Annotated in this window: 11 protein-coding genes, 1 tRNA gene and 1 pseudogene; 1 reads left to right on the top strand and 12 read right to left on the bottom strand. The window is 57.2% G+C overall.

What is annotated here, in order from left to right:
- On the top strand, positions 1 to 879 hold the full coding sequence (locus IAE33_RS03780; RefSeq protein WP_201162289.1) for a DUF4435 domain-containing protein: 879 nt from the start codon (positions 1 to 3) through the stop codon (positions 877 to 879).
- A 183-nt stretch (positions 880 to 1,062) separates the two neighbouring features.
- Here the strand turns inward: IAE33_RS03780 and IAE33_RS03785 are convergent, their stop codons facing one another.
- The 12 genes and pseudogenes from IAE33_RS03785 to thrS all read right to left on the bottom strand — a co-directional run bounded on the left by IAE33_RS03785 (position 1,063) and on the right by thrS (position 12,956).
- Positions 1,063 to 2,241 (bottom strand): UvrD-helicase domain-containing protein, encoded by a 1,179-nt coding sequence (locus tag IAE33_RS03785; protein WP_201162291.1) that lies wholly within the window; start codon positions 2,239 to 2,241, stop codon positions 1,063 to 1,065.
- A complete protein-coding gene (locus tag IAE33_RS03790; protein WP_201162293.1) occupies positions 2,234 to 3,892 on the bottom strand; it encodes an ATP-dependent nuclease in 1,659 nt (552 codons plus the stop codon). Before IAE33_RS03790 ends, IAE33_RS03785 begins: the two co-directional genes overlap by 8 nt.
- A gap of 436 nt (positions 3,893 to 4,328) precedes the next feature.
- Positions 4,329 to 4,772, bottom strand: a pseudogene (locus tag IAE33_RS03795) (group II intron reverse transcriptase/maturase); the annotation flags it as partial.
- A gap of 700 nt (positions 4,773 to 5,472) precedes the next feature.
- Positions 5,473 to 5,549: transfer RNA gene (locus IAE33_RS03800), tRNA-Pro, on the bottom strand.
- 112 nt (positions 5,550 to 5,661) lie between these two features.
- Positions 5,662 to 6,018, bottom strand: coding sequence for a MerR family transcriptional regulator (locus tag IAE33_RS03805; protein WP_014591553.1), 357 nt, complete (start codon positions 6,016 to 6,018; stop codon positions 5,662 to 5,664).
- The gene (ihfA, locus tag IAE33_RS03810; RefSeq protein WP_003250679.1) at positions 5,999 to 6,301 is read right to left on the bottom strand and encodes an integration host factor subunit alpha; all 303 of its coding nucleotides are present in this window, start codon (positions 6,299 to 6,301) and stop codon (positions 5,999 to 6,001) included. The genes IAE33_RS03805 and ihfA overlap by 20 nt, the downstream gene beginning before the upstream one ends.
- A gap of 4 nt (positions 6,302 to 6,305) precedes the next feature.
- Positions 6,306 to 8,687 carry a phenylalanine--tRNA ligase subunit beta gene (pheT, locus tag IAE33_RS03815; protein WP_201162294.1) on the bottom strand — a complete coding sequence of 794 codons (2,382 nt, stop codon included), beginning with the start codon at positions 8,685 to 8,687 and terminating at the stop codon, positions 6,306 to 6,308.
- A 30-nt stretch (positions 8,688 to 8,717) separates the two neighbouring features.
- A complete protein-coding gene (gene pheS / locus IAE33_RS03820; protein WP_028633359.1) occupies positions 8,718 to 9,734 on the bottom strand; it encodes a phenylalanine--tRNA ligase subunit alpha in 1,017 nt (338 codons plus the stop codon).
- Between the two features lie 109 nt (positions 9,735 to 9,843).
- Positions 9,844 to 10,200, bottom strand: a complete 357-nt coding sequence (gene rplT / locus IAE33_RS03825; RefSeq protein ID WP_003250671.1) for a 50S ribosomal protein L20 — start codon at positions 10,198 to 10,200, stop codon at positions 9,844 to 9,846.
- Between the two features lie 27 nt (positions 10,201 to 10,227).
- Positions 10,228 to 10,422: a 50S ribosomal protein L35 gene (gene rpmI, locus IAE33_RS03830; protein WP_003250667.1), complete on the bottom strand. Its 195-nt coding sequence runs from the start codon at positions 10,420 to 10,422 to the stop codon at positions 10,228 to 10,230.
- Between the two features lie 60 nt (positions 10,423 to 10,482).
- A complete protein-coding gene (gene infC / locus IAE33_RS03835; RefSeq protein ID WP_016499016.1) occupies positions 10,483 to 11,034 on the bottom strand; it encodes a translation initiation factor IF-3 in 552 nt (183 codons plus the stop codon).
- Positions 11,034 to 12,956: a threonine--tRNA ligase gene (thrS, locus tag IAE33_RS03840; RefSeq protein WP_201162296.1), complete on the bottom strand. Its 1,923-nt coding sequence runs from the start codon at positions 12,954 to 12,956 to the stop codon at positions 11,034 to 11,036. Before thrS ends, infC begins: the two co-directional genes overlap by 1 nt.
- Between the last annotated feature and the right edge of the window lie 261 nt (positions 12,957 to 13,217).

The following is a 13,217-nucleotide window of genomic DNA, read 5'->3' on the forward strand; positions in this document are numbered from 1 at the left end:
ATGAGTCGACTTCGTACTGCACAGAGCAATCCAACCAACTTGTTGAACACCGCCAGGATGATGTACAGATCCAAGGGAGAGCAGACTATTGTCGTTGAGGGAAAGACCGATAAATTCTTCCTTCAGCAGTGGTGCAAAGAAGGAGCAAAAATTCGGTTTGATGGCATGGCCGGCAAAGAGCTTGTCGAAAAAGTCTATAAAGAATCCAAGCACCCAAACTACAGCGATGTTGGACTATACTTCTTTGTGGACGTTGATTTCGACACTGTCGCCGGCATCGAATTAATCAGCGACCCACGCTTTATCTACAATGCATACTGCCATAACCATTCAGTGGTTGAGTATAACGACCTTGAAGCGTTCTTGATCAACAATGGTGCCTTGGAGAAAGTCCTGATCAACCACGGGATTGATCGAGCATGCGCCCCGGACATCAAGCGAAAACTGGAGCTTGCGTCTCGCTACCTTGGATCTCTACGTGCAGCTGATATCGTCACTGTCAAGCAGATGAGGCTTTCATCAAGTATCCTAAATGGTCTTGAGATAGAATCCTTTTTCGACGCCCAGAATCTTGTCTTCGACCAGAAGGCTTTCGAAGCGCAGTTGCCCTACTGGTCGAATAACAGGCGTTATGTAGATGAATTATTGGAGGAGGCCGAGAAGATAAACTCGGCCAACACAAAACCCTGGGCACTCAGCCGAGGCCACGACATTACTGAAATGCTGGCCCTTCATTTGGCTCACGTGGGAAGCAAAGGAATGCGGGCTGAGCGAGTTGAGTCTATGCTGAGAATGGCTTGCGAGCTGGCGACCTTCAAAGCCAGCCCTATGGGGCGGAAGCTTGCCTCGGAGTGCCCAGAATCGTTTATCATTGAGTAATCTGAACACACACTTATATGGAGAGGGACGTCAGCTTCCCGCTTACTGCTATATTGAAACTTTCCACTATCTGTATTCACCCAGGGAGGGGGCGCCGTCCGTTGGAGATCGCGATCTTCCCCCTCTGAAGCGATGAAGACACGGCAGGGCCGCCATCAGAGGGAGGCCCTTCTTCGTCCATAGCTAAAACACAGGCTGGGCAACGGCTTGCCCCGTCCCGTCCCATAGCGGCAACTGAATATTTGCTAGATGCTCATCGTCAACCACAAATGCGAGACTGTACCTCGCGCGGGTGATAGCCACGTACAGCTTGTTCCTAGACTCCTCTGTTTTGTCCTTGTCGAAAACCCTGAGGTCACCGCCTAAATACTTGAGATGTTTGTCCGGTGAGATAATCATAACGCGATCAAACCCAAGACCTTTGCTGGAGCCGAAGGTGTGACAGAAGAGGCTAGCCGGTAGGTAGCCTTTGCCCATGGACGACGACCATCGCAATACTTGAGGCCTGAACGTGGCGAGATACTCGCTCACCTGCGATGGCCTGATGACGAAGGCACCGCAGTGGTGGGCCACCTCATCAGGAACGCCCACCACCTCTGACTGGGTTTTGTCATAGAGGCCAGGGTGTATCGTATCCGACAGATCACAGATGTCCTGGATGCATCGACGGTTCTTCGGCAGCGAGCGCTGTTCAAACTTCAAACCCTGAAAATACTGGATCTTCTGCTGCGGCGTTTCGGGCGCCTTGTGGCCGAACGTAGTCGTGTAAATGGTTTGACGAAAATCACCGACACAGCATATCGAGTCAGGCATGACCTTACTCAGCGTCTTGATGACGTCGTAATCCCAGCCCACCAGATCCTGTACCTCATCGAAAAAGACCCGCTGATAGATTTCCTTCAGCCGCTTAGCAGGAGCATTTTTCGAGGCAGCCGCGACCCTCGTCGCCAATTTCGCGAGCAAGCCGGTATAGGCCTTTGTCTTGCAGGAGGTCAGATAATGGAGTGGGTTCAAACCGCCCTCGGTCTTTTCCCCTCTATTGGGATACCAGCTCTTCGTACGAGGTATCAGGTGAGGGTTCTGCTCCGTGAACATTGTGGTAGCAATACGCTCAGGAAACACAGCGTTTTGGTACGGTCTCACCAAGTCTTCCAAGTAAAAAGAGAACAGACCTTTGACGACAAAATCGTCACTGCTTCTGCCGTACACCTCGACGAAACGAGAACGTAACTCGGCCTGGTTGCTCATCGTGTAGGTGACGACCAACACGCGGCCACCCGCTTCGATGACCTCGATGGCTTCCTCTATGATTTTGTGGGTTTTGCCCGATCCGGCTCCGGCGATCCAGAATTCATTAGCCAAAGTCGAACACCTCATCAAGGAATGCCGGATACTTGAATTCTAGGCCTCCATCGAACAGTCTGATGGCCGAATCGACCTTGCGGGCGCCCTTGCCATTGCCCTTCACGCTTCGGAACCAATCGATCAAAAACTCACGTCGTTTGTTTAAGCCAGCCTCCTCCGTGTAAAGGTTGTACGTCTGCTTGGACAATACCTCCTTAGCAAAAGCGTTCAGCGTTTTCAGATCGACGGCGTTGGAGTAAATCATGGCGGGCTCAAGCGAAAACTCCTCATCGTTGTCCGAGGAGATGAGCTTGATGTTTGCAAAGGCCGCATAATCGTCGCGGGCCTTCACCACGTTGTTCTGGTAGTCGCCATCGTTATCCCTGAGGACATTGATACGTGTGCCGATCTCTTTACCAACAGAGATGAAGGTGTCGAACCCGACCCCGCGCACCACGATAATATCGATGCCATCCTGCTCCGGCAGACGGTCATGCTTACGGTAGTAAATCTTCTTCAGCACCAACTCGTCGGATGGCCCTTCTACCAGAATCACCTTCCGCGACAGAGCCACACGCAACGTGTCATAGCCAGGCAAGCGTTTGAGCGTCTTGACGACATCGGGATCCAACTTGTGAAGACGCTGGTAGCCCGACTGCACGAGGCAGATTTTATCGATGCTCAGCTTGTTAAGAACGTACGAGCTGTGCGTAGTGAGGAATAGCTGCTTGGCACCCCGCTGCTTCTCGATGTAGTGCACCAGCTTGTTGAGATTGGTGTGCGAGAGGTGGTTTTCCGGCTCCTCCATCATCACCAGGTCGATGTCCTTCGACTTGTTCTGAATCGCGAGCTTGATCTGCACATTGCTCTGCTCACCTTTCCCGATGAACTGAAATGGCACGTCATCCACTTCAAGCTGCAGGCCGGTTTGGATCGAACCAGCTGGCAAAGTGCTCGCGGCGATGGAGAGTTTTTTGTCTGTGATCAGGTGATCTGCATCCAAGCCCGCATTGACTGCTTTGACTTCGCCCGAATCGTTGAACACCTGCTGATTTTCGCGGTAGTTGAGGGTCAGTTTGACCAGCTCCTCCTTGTCCAACGCGGTGTTCAAGATGGTCGAGATGTACTGGTTTTTCCCCAAAGTGGGATGAATCCGGGTCGGGTCGATGTACAACGCCCTGAATTTTTTGGCCACAGCCTTGATGGGGTTCCATCCGAAATCCAGCCACTCCAGCTTGTAGAACTCGATCGGAACGCTCGTAAGGTTCGGTTTCGTATTAAGGTACTCGGCATAAACATCCTCCAGCGAGGCATCGAAGCACGCTTGCACCGTGACACCCTGAGCATCCACCTTCAAGAAGTTGTTCGCGCCCCGATAGTCAGGCACACCCTCGATGAACGCCTCGATCACCAAACTTGGCAGGTGTTTGGCCGATTTGTCGGAATCCAAGAATTGCTGGACAGCGTCCTTATTAAAAATGTCTGGCGTGAACTCAGCGCCGAAGGGGCGGCCACGGTAGTTGTTATTAAGAACGATTTCCAAGGCTTCTAGAATCGTACTCTTACCGGCATTGTTATCGCCGACAAAGATATTGACGTCATCGTTGAACTCAAGATGATCATCTTTGAATTTCTTGAAATTGGTCAGCTTAATCGATTTAACGCGCACTCTAATTCCCTCTAGAAAACGTCGGATAGTGGCCTTGCGCCACTTCTACTGCGACATTACAGCGCCCTTCCGACACTGTCTATCGGCGAACCAATGGATTTTATTACGATATACCGCAATGACAGGCGCGCACGAGTTTCCACCTTTCGCCATACCCACTGGCCTCGAGCAACGGCGCCCAGAATGCTCAACAGAAAAATGGCCATTTGCCATAGTGATAATAGATGATCGTCGGCTCGATTCCCGCCGTGCTTGATCGTCACATTGAAACCGAAAACCTAGACGCCTTTGGCCACCGGTACTACGCGCAAGCATTGCGCTGTTTGAACGAAGAAGAAGGCCTCAAGCCGCCATCCAACACCTGCTTGCTGGGAGGCTGCGGTATCTCACTGACACCAGTCCCTAGTGCGTTCACTGGAGGAGGCAGGCCTGATCGAGAGAGCTGTTGCAGCAGTGCTTGCTGAATCAGACGATCCACGACGCTAGGGATTCCCAGTTGCCGTGTGCCGCCCTGCGGCTTGGAAATTTCAACCGCCCGCACTGCCTGGGGATGGTATTCACCGGCCAGCAACCTGGCCTTGAGGGTTGGCCAATACTGTTTCACGTAGCCCGCCAAGTCAGCGACCGTCATGCCATCGGCACCCGGCGCTCCCTTGTTGCTGACCACGCGTTTATACGCACGCCTGAGGTTGGCCGGCGCAAGCACCCGCTCCATCAGCGTGTCCGGCTCCGCGTTCGTCCACGCTACTGGCGCCGTCGATACCTTTGCACTGTCATGCATCATCCTCGGCTTCTGGTCGGGACTCGGGGTGACGGTTTCCGCTGTGGGAAATTTCTGCATTACGGTTACCAACGAGACAGTGACGCCTACTGGCGGCATAACCTGTTCGGCCCTTGGTGACGCGGTTAACCGCCACTTATACGGCCTCGGCTGACTTCTGCACGCTCATCCCGTCGCCTCTCGACGCTCGGTAGCACAATGGCAAACGGGCAGATCTCCCAGGGTAATTCGCGTGACCTTCCTGCTTATGCCTGTCGGATTTACGTCACAGCGTTCCGTGCAAGTATTGGGCTTTGACGGTATGGGCCGACTTACCCCGCTGTGTCGCCTCTATCCGCTTCCTGTTCGTCAGGCCAGCATTTTGCCTCGGGCTTCCTTCGGATTCGCAGTCACCCACGACACCCTTGCCTCTGGCTAACACTTCCCCTTGCCGGGTGTGTAGAGGACTTTCACCTCCAAGTCACCCGCTCGGCCACCACAGCCAAGCGGGTTGCGCTGACGCGCAACGCGCCATGCCTGGCGCACCCACAAAAAAAAGCCCCGAAAAATCGGGGCTTTAATGAGAAATAGTGGCGGAAGCGTAGGGGTTCGAACCTTCCAACTGCCCCTCCCGCTCGACTAATCGCTGTTTCGCGTGAGCGGATGCAAATGCCCAATACCCTGCCGTTTCTGAATTCTTGACTAAGGGCAGTTGAAATTCGGTGGGGCAAAAAGTGGGGCAAAATTGCTAACCAAGGAAAAACGGACAGGCATAAAAAAATCCAGCCACCGCTAAGTGGCTGGATTCTTTGGAGTTTTTTGGTCGGGACGGAGTGATTCGAACACTCGACCCCTTGCACCCCATGCAAGTGCGCTACCGGGCTGCGCTACGCCCCGACTGGGCTTTGAAGCATGTTCCCCTTACCGCTGAGAACGATGAAGAAGATACCCTAACCTTTTGATTAATGGAAGCTTTTTTTCAAAAAAATCCATCAATCATCACTCAAGGTCACTTCTTCAACACCACCAACACATCCTCCAACTCAACAATCATCTGCCGAATCAGCTGCTTGTACTGGCTTGACTCATCCTTCACCTCATCACTGGAAAGCCGCAACCGCGCCCCGCCAATGGTGAAGCCCTGGTCGTACAGCAGGGCGCGGATCTGGCGGATCATCAGCACGTCTTGGCGCTGGTAATACCGCCGGTTGCCCCGCCGCTTCACAGGGTTGAGTTGGTCGAACTCCTGCTCCCAATACCGCAGCACGTGCGGCTTAACGGCGCAAAGCTCGCTCACTTCACCAATGGTGAAGTACCGTTTGCCCGGGATGGGGGGCAGTTCGTCGTTATGGCTTGGTTCCAGCATAGGCCTCAACCCGGGCCTTCAACTTCTGCCCTGGACGAAAGGTGACGACGCGCCGTGCGGTGATCGGGATTTCTTCCCCGGTTTTGGGGTTGCGGCCCGGCCGCTGGCGTTTGTCGCGAAGGTCGAAGTTACCGAAACCCGATAGCTTCACCTGCTCGTTCTCTTCAAGTGCGTGCCGAATTTCTTCGAAAAACAGCTCGACCAGCTCCTTGGCCTCACGCTTGTTAAGCCCCAGCTCCTCGTACAGCCTTTCGGCCATCTCAGCTTTCGTCAGAGCACCCATGCCGTTATTTCCTTAACGTGGTGTTCAACCTTTGTTCTAGCGAGGTGAGGATGTTCTGCAGGGTAGTGTTCACCTCATCGTCGTTAAGAGTGCGCGATGGATGCTGCCAGGTCAAGCCGACGGCCAGGCTTTTTCTATCAGGATCAATGCCTTTACCCTGGTACACATCAAACAGCCTGAGGTCTGTGAGCCATTCGCCTGCATTGTCACGAATTACGTCAAGCACGTCCTGAGAAGCTACATCACGTCCTGCGATTAACGCCAGGTCACGACGGGTTTCCGGGAACTTGGACAGTTCGCTGAATTTGGGCAGGCGGCCTTCCACTACCTGGGCCAGCACCAGCTCGAACACGAACACCGGGCGGTCCAGGTCCAGGGCTTTGGCGAGCTCTGGGTGGATGGCGCCAAGGTAACCAACCAGCTTGCCGTCGCGCTGAATTTCCGCGGTTTGGCCTGGGTGCAGGGCGGGGTGTTTGCCGGCGGCGAAGGTGAAGTCGCTGAGGGCACCGGAGTAGCCCAGCAGGGCTTCCACGTCGGCCTTCACGTCGAAGAAGTCGATAGTGTCGCGGCCGTTGGCCCAGCCTTCGGGCAGGCGGCTGCCAGTGACTACGCCAGCGATCATCGGTTCTTGCTGCAGGTCACCCAGCTGGCCGACGAAGCGCAGGCCGCTTTCGAACAGGCGCACGCGGTCTTGCTGGCGGTTCAGGTTGTGCTGCAGTGCCTTCACCAGGCCCGGCCACAACGAGGCGCGCATGGCGGCCATGTCGTTGGAGATGGGGTTGGCCAGCAGCAGCGGCTGCACGCCGGGGCTGAACAGCTCGAACAGTTTCGGGTCGATGAAGCTGTAGGTGATGGCTTCCTGGTAACCGCGGGCGACCATCAGGCGGCGCAGAGTGGGCAGCTCGCCACGGGTTTCCGGGCGGGCTTGCGGGGCCAGGCGGGCCTGTGGGTAGCGTACGGGCAGGTTGTTGTAGCCGTACAGGCGGGCCAGCTCTTCGATCAGGTCGACTTCCAGGCTGATGTCGAAGCGGTGGCTTGGCACGGTGACAGTCCACTGCCCTGCCCCGTCGGCCTGGATGCCCAGGCCGAGGTTGGTGAGCAGCTGCTCGACCTGGGCTGGGTCCATGTCCATGCCGAGCATCTGGGCGATGCGGTCGGCGCGCAGGGTAACCGGGGCCACGTTGGGCAGGTGCTGCTCGCTGACGGCTTCGACGATGGGGCCGGCTTCGCCGCCCACAATCTCCAGCAACAGGGCGGTGGCGCGCTCCATGGCTTCGCGGGCCAGGTGCGAGTCTACGCCGCGCTCGTAGCGGTGCGAGGCATCGGTGTGCAGGCCGTAGGAACGGGCTTTACCGGCCACGGAAATCGGCTCGAAGAAGGCGCTTTCCAGGAACAGGTCGCGGGTTTTTTCGGTGTTTACGCCGCTGTGCTCGCCACCCATCACGCCGGCAATGGCCAGGGCGCGGGTGTGGTCGGCAATCACCAGGGTGTCGGCGCGCAGGGCGACTTCCTGGCCGTCGAGCAGCACCAGCTTCTCGCCCTCTTCGGCCATGCGTACGCGGATGCCGCCGTTGATTTCCGCCAGGTCGAAGGCGTGCATCGGCTGGCCGAGTTCGAGCATCACGTAGTTGGTGATGTCGACGGCAGCGTCGATGCTGCGCACGTCGCTGCGGCGCAGGCGCTCGACCATCCACAGTGGGGTGGGTTTGCTGAGGTCAACGTTGCGGATGACGCGGCCCAGGTAACGCGGGCAGGCAGCTGGTGCGCTGACGTCGACCGGGCGCACTTCGTCGTGGGCGGCCACCACGGCAGGCACCAGTGGGCGGGTGACGGGCACGTCGTACAGGGCGCTGACGTCGCGAGCCAGGCCAGCGATGGACAGGCAGTCACCACGGTTGGGGGTGAGGCCGATCTCGATGCTGGTGTCGTCCAGGCTCAGGTACTGGCGGATGTCGTCGCCTACCGGGGCGTCGGCTGCCAGTTCCAGCAGGCCGTCGTTTTCTTCGCTGATCTGCAGCTCGGCGGCCGAGCAGAGCATGCCGAACGACTCCACGCCGCGCAGCTTGGCCTTCTTGATCTTGAAGTCGCCTGGCAGCTCGGCACCGATCATGGCGAACGGGATCTTGATGCCTGGGCGGGCGTTGGGGGCGCCGCACACCACCTGGAAGGTGCCTTGGCCGTTGCTCACCTGGCACACGCGCAGCTTGTCGGCGTCCGGGTGTTGTTCGGTGGATAGGATTTCGCCTACCACAATGCCGGTGAACTGGCCGGCAGCGGGGGTTACGCTGTCGACTTCAAGGCCAGCCATGGACAGGCGGGCAACCAGTTCATCACGGGAGACTTGCGGGTTTACCCAACCGCGCAGCCACTGTTCACTGAATTTCATGCTGTTCTCCTAAAATGTGCGTCGATGGGCCTAGCGGAATTGGGCAAGGAACCGCAGGTCGTTATCGAAGAACAGACGTAAATCGTTGACGCCATACCGCAACATGGCCAGGCGCTCGGCGCCCATGCCGAAGGCGAAGCCCTGGAACTCTTCTGGGTCGATGCCAGACATGCGCAGCACGTTCGGGTGCACCATGCCGCAGCCCATCACTTCCAGCCAGCCGGTTTGCTTGCACACGCGGCAGCCTTTGCCGGAACACATCACGCACTGGATGTCCACTTCGGCAGACGGCTCGGTGAAGGGGAAGAACGACGGGCGGAAGCGCACGGCCAGTTCTTTTTCGAAGAACACCCGCAGGAACTCTTCGATGGTGCCCTTGAGGTCGGCGAAGTTGATGCCGCGGTCGATCAGCAGGCCTTCAACCTGGTGGAACATCGGCGAGTGGGTGATATCGGAGTCGCAGCGGTATACGCGGCCCGGGCAGACGATGCGAATCGGCGGCTGGGTGGACTCCATGGTGCGTACCTGTACCGGTGAGGTGTGGGTGCGCAGCAGCATGTTGGCGTTGAAGTAGAAGGTGTCGTGCATCGCCCGCGCGGGGTGGTGGCCGGGGATGTTGAGCGCTTCGAAGTTGTGGTAGTCGTCTTCTACCTCGGGGCCTTCGGCAATGCCGTAGCCAATGTGGGTGAAGAACTGCTCGATGCGCTCGAGTGTACGGGTGATGGGGTGCAGGCCACCGGTAGCCTGGCCACGGCCTGGCAGGGTCACATCAATGCACTCGGCAGCCAGGCGCGCGCTGAGCTCGGCCTCTTCAAAGGCGGCCTTGCGTGCGTTGAGCACCACGGTGACGCGCTCTTTGGCGTCGTTGATCAGCGCACCTACTTTGGGGCGCTCTTCGGCTGGCAGGTTGCCCAGGGTCTTCATCACCTGGGTCAGCTCGCCTTTCTTGCCGAGGTAATTGACCCGGATCTGTTCCAGGGCATTGATGTCTTCAGCGCGCTCCACGGCCTCCAGGGCTTGGGAGACCAGCGCATCCAGGTTTTCCATGTACAGACTCCAGATACGAAAATAGGGGAAGAGCTTTGAAGGCTCTTCCCCTATCGATGACGTTCAATGCCCGGCGACGCTGGCGCCGCCGGGTGATTGTCGCGGGTACTTAAGCCAGAACGGCTTTAGCTTTCTCGACAATCGCAGCAAACGCCGCTTTTTCGTTCACTGCCAGATCGGCCAGAACCTTACGGTCGATTTCGATCGAAGCCTTTTTCAGGCCAGCAATCAGACGGCTGTAGGACAGACCGTTGGTGCGGGCACCGGCGTTGATACGAGCGATCCACAGTGCGCGGAACTGACGCTTCTTCTGGCGACGGTCGCGGTAGGCGTATTGGCCTGCCTTGATGACCGCTTGCTTGGCTACGCGGAATACGCGCGAGCGTGCACCGTAGTAACCTTTAGCCAGTTTCAGAATTTTCTTGTGACGCTTACGAGCGATGACGCCACGCTTAACACGAGCCATGAGTAACTTCCTCTATCTTAACCAGAATTAACGAACGCGCAGCATGCGCTCGACTTTTGCCACGTCAGACGGGTGCAGCAAGCTGGCACCGCGCAGTTGACGCTTACGCTTGGTCGACATTTTGGTCAGGATGTGGCTCTTGAAAGCGTGCTTGTGCTTGAAGCCCGAAGCTGTCTTCAGGAAGCGCTTCGCAGCACCGCTCTTGGTTTTCATTTTTGGCATGTTGGAACTCCGCATTCGATAAAATTACACATAATCATCAGGCCTGCCGTGCCCGGGAGATTACTTCTTTTTCTTGGGGGCGATGACCATCATAAGCTGGCGTCCTTCCATCTTCGGATGCTGCTCAACGGTGCCGTATTCAAGCAGGTCAGCTTCAACCCGCTTCAACAGCTCCATGCCCAGCTCCTGGTGGGCCATCTCACGACCACGGAATCTCAGAGAGATCTTGGCCTTGTCCCCATCGGTAAGGAAACGTACCAGGTTGCGTAGTTTTACCTGGTAATCCCCATCCTCCGTCCCTGGACGAAACTTGATTTCTTTGATCTGGATTTGCTTCTGGTTTTTCTTGGCTTCGTTGGCCTGCTTCTTCTTTTCGAAGAGGTGCTTGCCGTAGTCCATGACCTTGCAGACAGGCGGTACCGCGTCTGCAGAGATTTCTACCAGGTCCAGCTTCGCTTCATCAGCGATACGCAGCGCTTCATCAATCGAGACGATGCCAACCTGCTCGCCGTCTGCGCCAATTAACCGAACCTCGCGGGCCGAGATATTCTCGTTGATCGGGGCCTTCGGTACAGCACGCTTATCGTTTCTCATTTCACGCTTAATAGTCATTACTCCGATTCTTGGCGACCACGCCGGGAAACCGCTTGTGTCAGAAGCTCAGCGAATTGCGCGACGGGCATGGAGCCCAGGTCTGCGCCTTCACGAGTACGCACGGCTACGGTTTGCGTTTCGACTTCGCGGTCCCCTATAACCAAAAGGTACGGGACCTTGAGCAAAGTATGCTCGCGGATTTTAAAGCCGATCTTCTCATTTCTCAAGTCCGACTTGGCACGGAAACCGCTACCGTTCAGAGATTTCTCCACTTCAAGGGCGAAATCGGCCTGTTTGTCGGTGATGTTCATGATCACGGCCTGGGTAGGTGCCAGCCACGCCGGGAACACGCCCGCGTAGTGCTCGATGAGCATGCCGATGAAGCGCTCGAACGAACCGAGGATGGCGCGGTGCAGCATCACCGGGCGCTTGCGGGCGTTGTCTTCGGCAATGTAGCTGGCGTCCAGGCGCTCGGGCAGGTTCGGGTCGTACTGCAGGGTACCACACTGCCAGTTACGGCCCAGGCAGTCGCGCAGGGTGAACTCGATCTTGGGCCCGTAGAAGGCGCCCTCGCCCGGCTGGTATTCCCACTCAAGGCCCGATTCGTTCAGGGCGTCGGCCAGTGCACCTTCGGCACGGTCCCACAGCTCTTCGGAGCCCACACGTTTGGCCGGGCGGGTGGACAGTTTCATGGCGACGTCGGTGAAGCCGAAGTCCTTGTACACGTCCAGGGTCAGCTTGATGAAGTCGGCGGCTTCTTTCTTCACCTGTTCTTCGGTGCAGAAGATGTGCGCGTCGTCCTGCACAAAGCCACGTACGCGCATGATGCCGTGCAAGGCACCGGAGGGCTCGTTACGGTGGCAGGCACCGAACTCGGCCAGGCGCAGCGGCAGGTCGCGGTAGCTTTTCAGGCCCTGGTTGAACACCTGCACGTGGCACGGGCAGTTCATCGGTTTTACCGCGTAGTCGCGGCTTTCCGACGAGGTGGTGAACATGTTCTCGGCGTAGTTGGACCAGTGGCCCGAGCGTTCCCACAGAATACGGTCGACCACTTGCGGGGTCTTGATTTCCTGGTAGCCGTTTTCGCGCTGCACGGCGCGCATGTACTGTTCCAGCACCTGGTACACGGTCCAGCCGTTGGCGTGCCAGAACACCATGCCCGGGGCTTCTTCCTGCAGGTGGAACAGGTCGAGCTGCTTGCCGATCTTGCGGTGGTCGCGTTTTTCGGCTTCTTCGATGCGCTGGATGTAGGCCGCCAGCTGCTTCTTGTCAGCCCAGGCGGTGCCGTACACACGTTGCAGCTGCTCGTTCTTGGCATCGCCACGCCAGTAGGCACCGGACAGCTTGGTCAGCTTGAACGCCTTGAGGAAGCGCGTGTTCGGCACGTGCGGGCCACGGCACATGTCGACGTATTCTTCGTGATAGTACAGGCCCATGGCCTGCTCATCTGGCATGTCTTCGACCAGGCGCAGCTTGTAGTCTTCGCCACGGGCGGTGAACACCTCGATGACTTCGGCACGCGGGGTCATCTTCTTGATGACGTCGTAGTCCTTCTCGATCAGCTGCTGCATGCGCTTTTCGATGGCGGCCAAGTCATCAGGGGTAAAGGGGCGCTCGAAGGCGATGTCGTAATAGAAGCCTTCGTCGATCACCGGGCCGATCACCATCTTGGCGGTCGGGTACAGCTGTTTCACTGCGTGGCCGACCAGGTGGGCGCACGAGTGACGGATGATCTCCAGTCCCTCTTCATCTTTAGGGGTGATGATCTGCAGCTTGGCATCGTTCTGAATGAGGTCGCAGGCATCGACCAGCTTGCCGTCGACCTTGCCGGCCACGGTGGCCTTGGCCAGGCCGGCGCCGATGGAAGCGGCAACTTCAGCTACGGACACGGCATGATCGAACGAACGTTGACTGCCATCGGGAAGAGTAATGGTGGGCATGGCGCCTCCTCTCCTAGTGGTGACCCCTACCAAAGGTCACGTGGGTTGGGATGAGCCAGTACAAGATCCGACCTGCCTTCCGTTGACGGGAAGCCTGCCTCACAGTGGCAGAAGCCTTTCGGCTTGCGAGGGACGAACCAGATGACTGGAAAAAACAGCTACAGGCTGCATGCTGTTAGCTGCAAGCCGAGCATGCTAGCACGCACGTCTTGCGCCAGGCGGAAATATTTGAAAATTAGACGGCAAGGCTGAACTAACGCA

The organism is Pseudomonas sp. S60 (assembly GCF_016647865.1).
GTDB lineage: Bacteria > Pseudomonadota > Gammaproteobacteria > Pseudomonadales > Pseudomonadaceae > Aquipseudomonas > Aquipseudomonas parafulva.

Excerpts from the sequence above, each read along its gene's own strand:
- rpmI (WP_003250667.1), bottom strand. The coding sequence starts at position 10,422 with ATGCCAAAAATGAAAACCAAGAGCGGTGCTGCGAAGCGCTTCCTGAAG.
- rplT (WP_003250671.1), bottom strand. The coding sequence starts at position 10,200 with ATGGCTCGTGTTAAGCGTGGCGTCATCGCTCGTAAGCGTCACAAGAAA.
- thrS (WP_201162296.1), bottom strand. The coding sequence starts at position 12,956 with ATGCCCACCATTACTCTTCCCGATGGCAGTCAACGTTCGTTCGATCAT.
- infC (WP_016499016.1), bottom strand. The coding sequence starts at position 11,034 with ATGACTATTAAGCGTGAAATGAGAAACGATAAGCGTGCTGTACCGAAG.
- ihfA (WP_003250679.1), bottom strand. The coding sequence starts at position 6,301 with ATGGGTGCTCTGACGAAAGCTGAGATGGCCGAAAGGCTGTACGAGGAG.
- pheS (WP_028633359.1), bottom strand. The coding sequence starts at position 9,734 with ATGGAAAACCTGGATGCGCTGGTCTCCCAAGCCCTGGAGGCCGTGGAG.
- IAE33_RS03805 (WP_014591553.1), bottom strand. The coding sequence starts at position 6,018 with ATGCTGGAACCAAGCCATAACGACGAACTGCCCCCCATCCCGGGCAAA.
- pheT (WP_201162294.1), bottom strand. The coding sequence starts at position 8,687 with ATGAAATTCAGTGAACAGTGGCTGCGCGGTTGGGTAAACCCGCAAGTC.
- IAE33_RS03780 (WP_201162289.1), top strand. The coding sequence starts at position 1 with ATGAGTCGACTTCGTACTGCACAGAGCAATCCAACCAACTTGTTGAAC.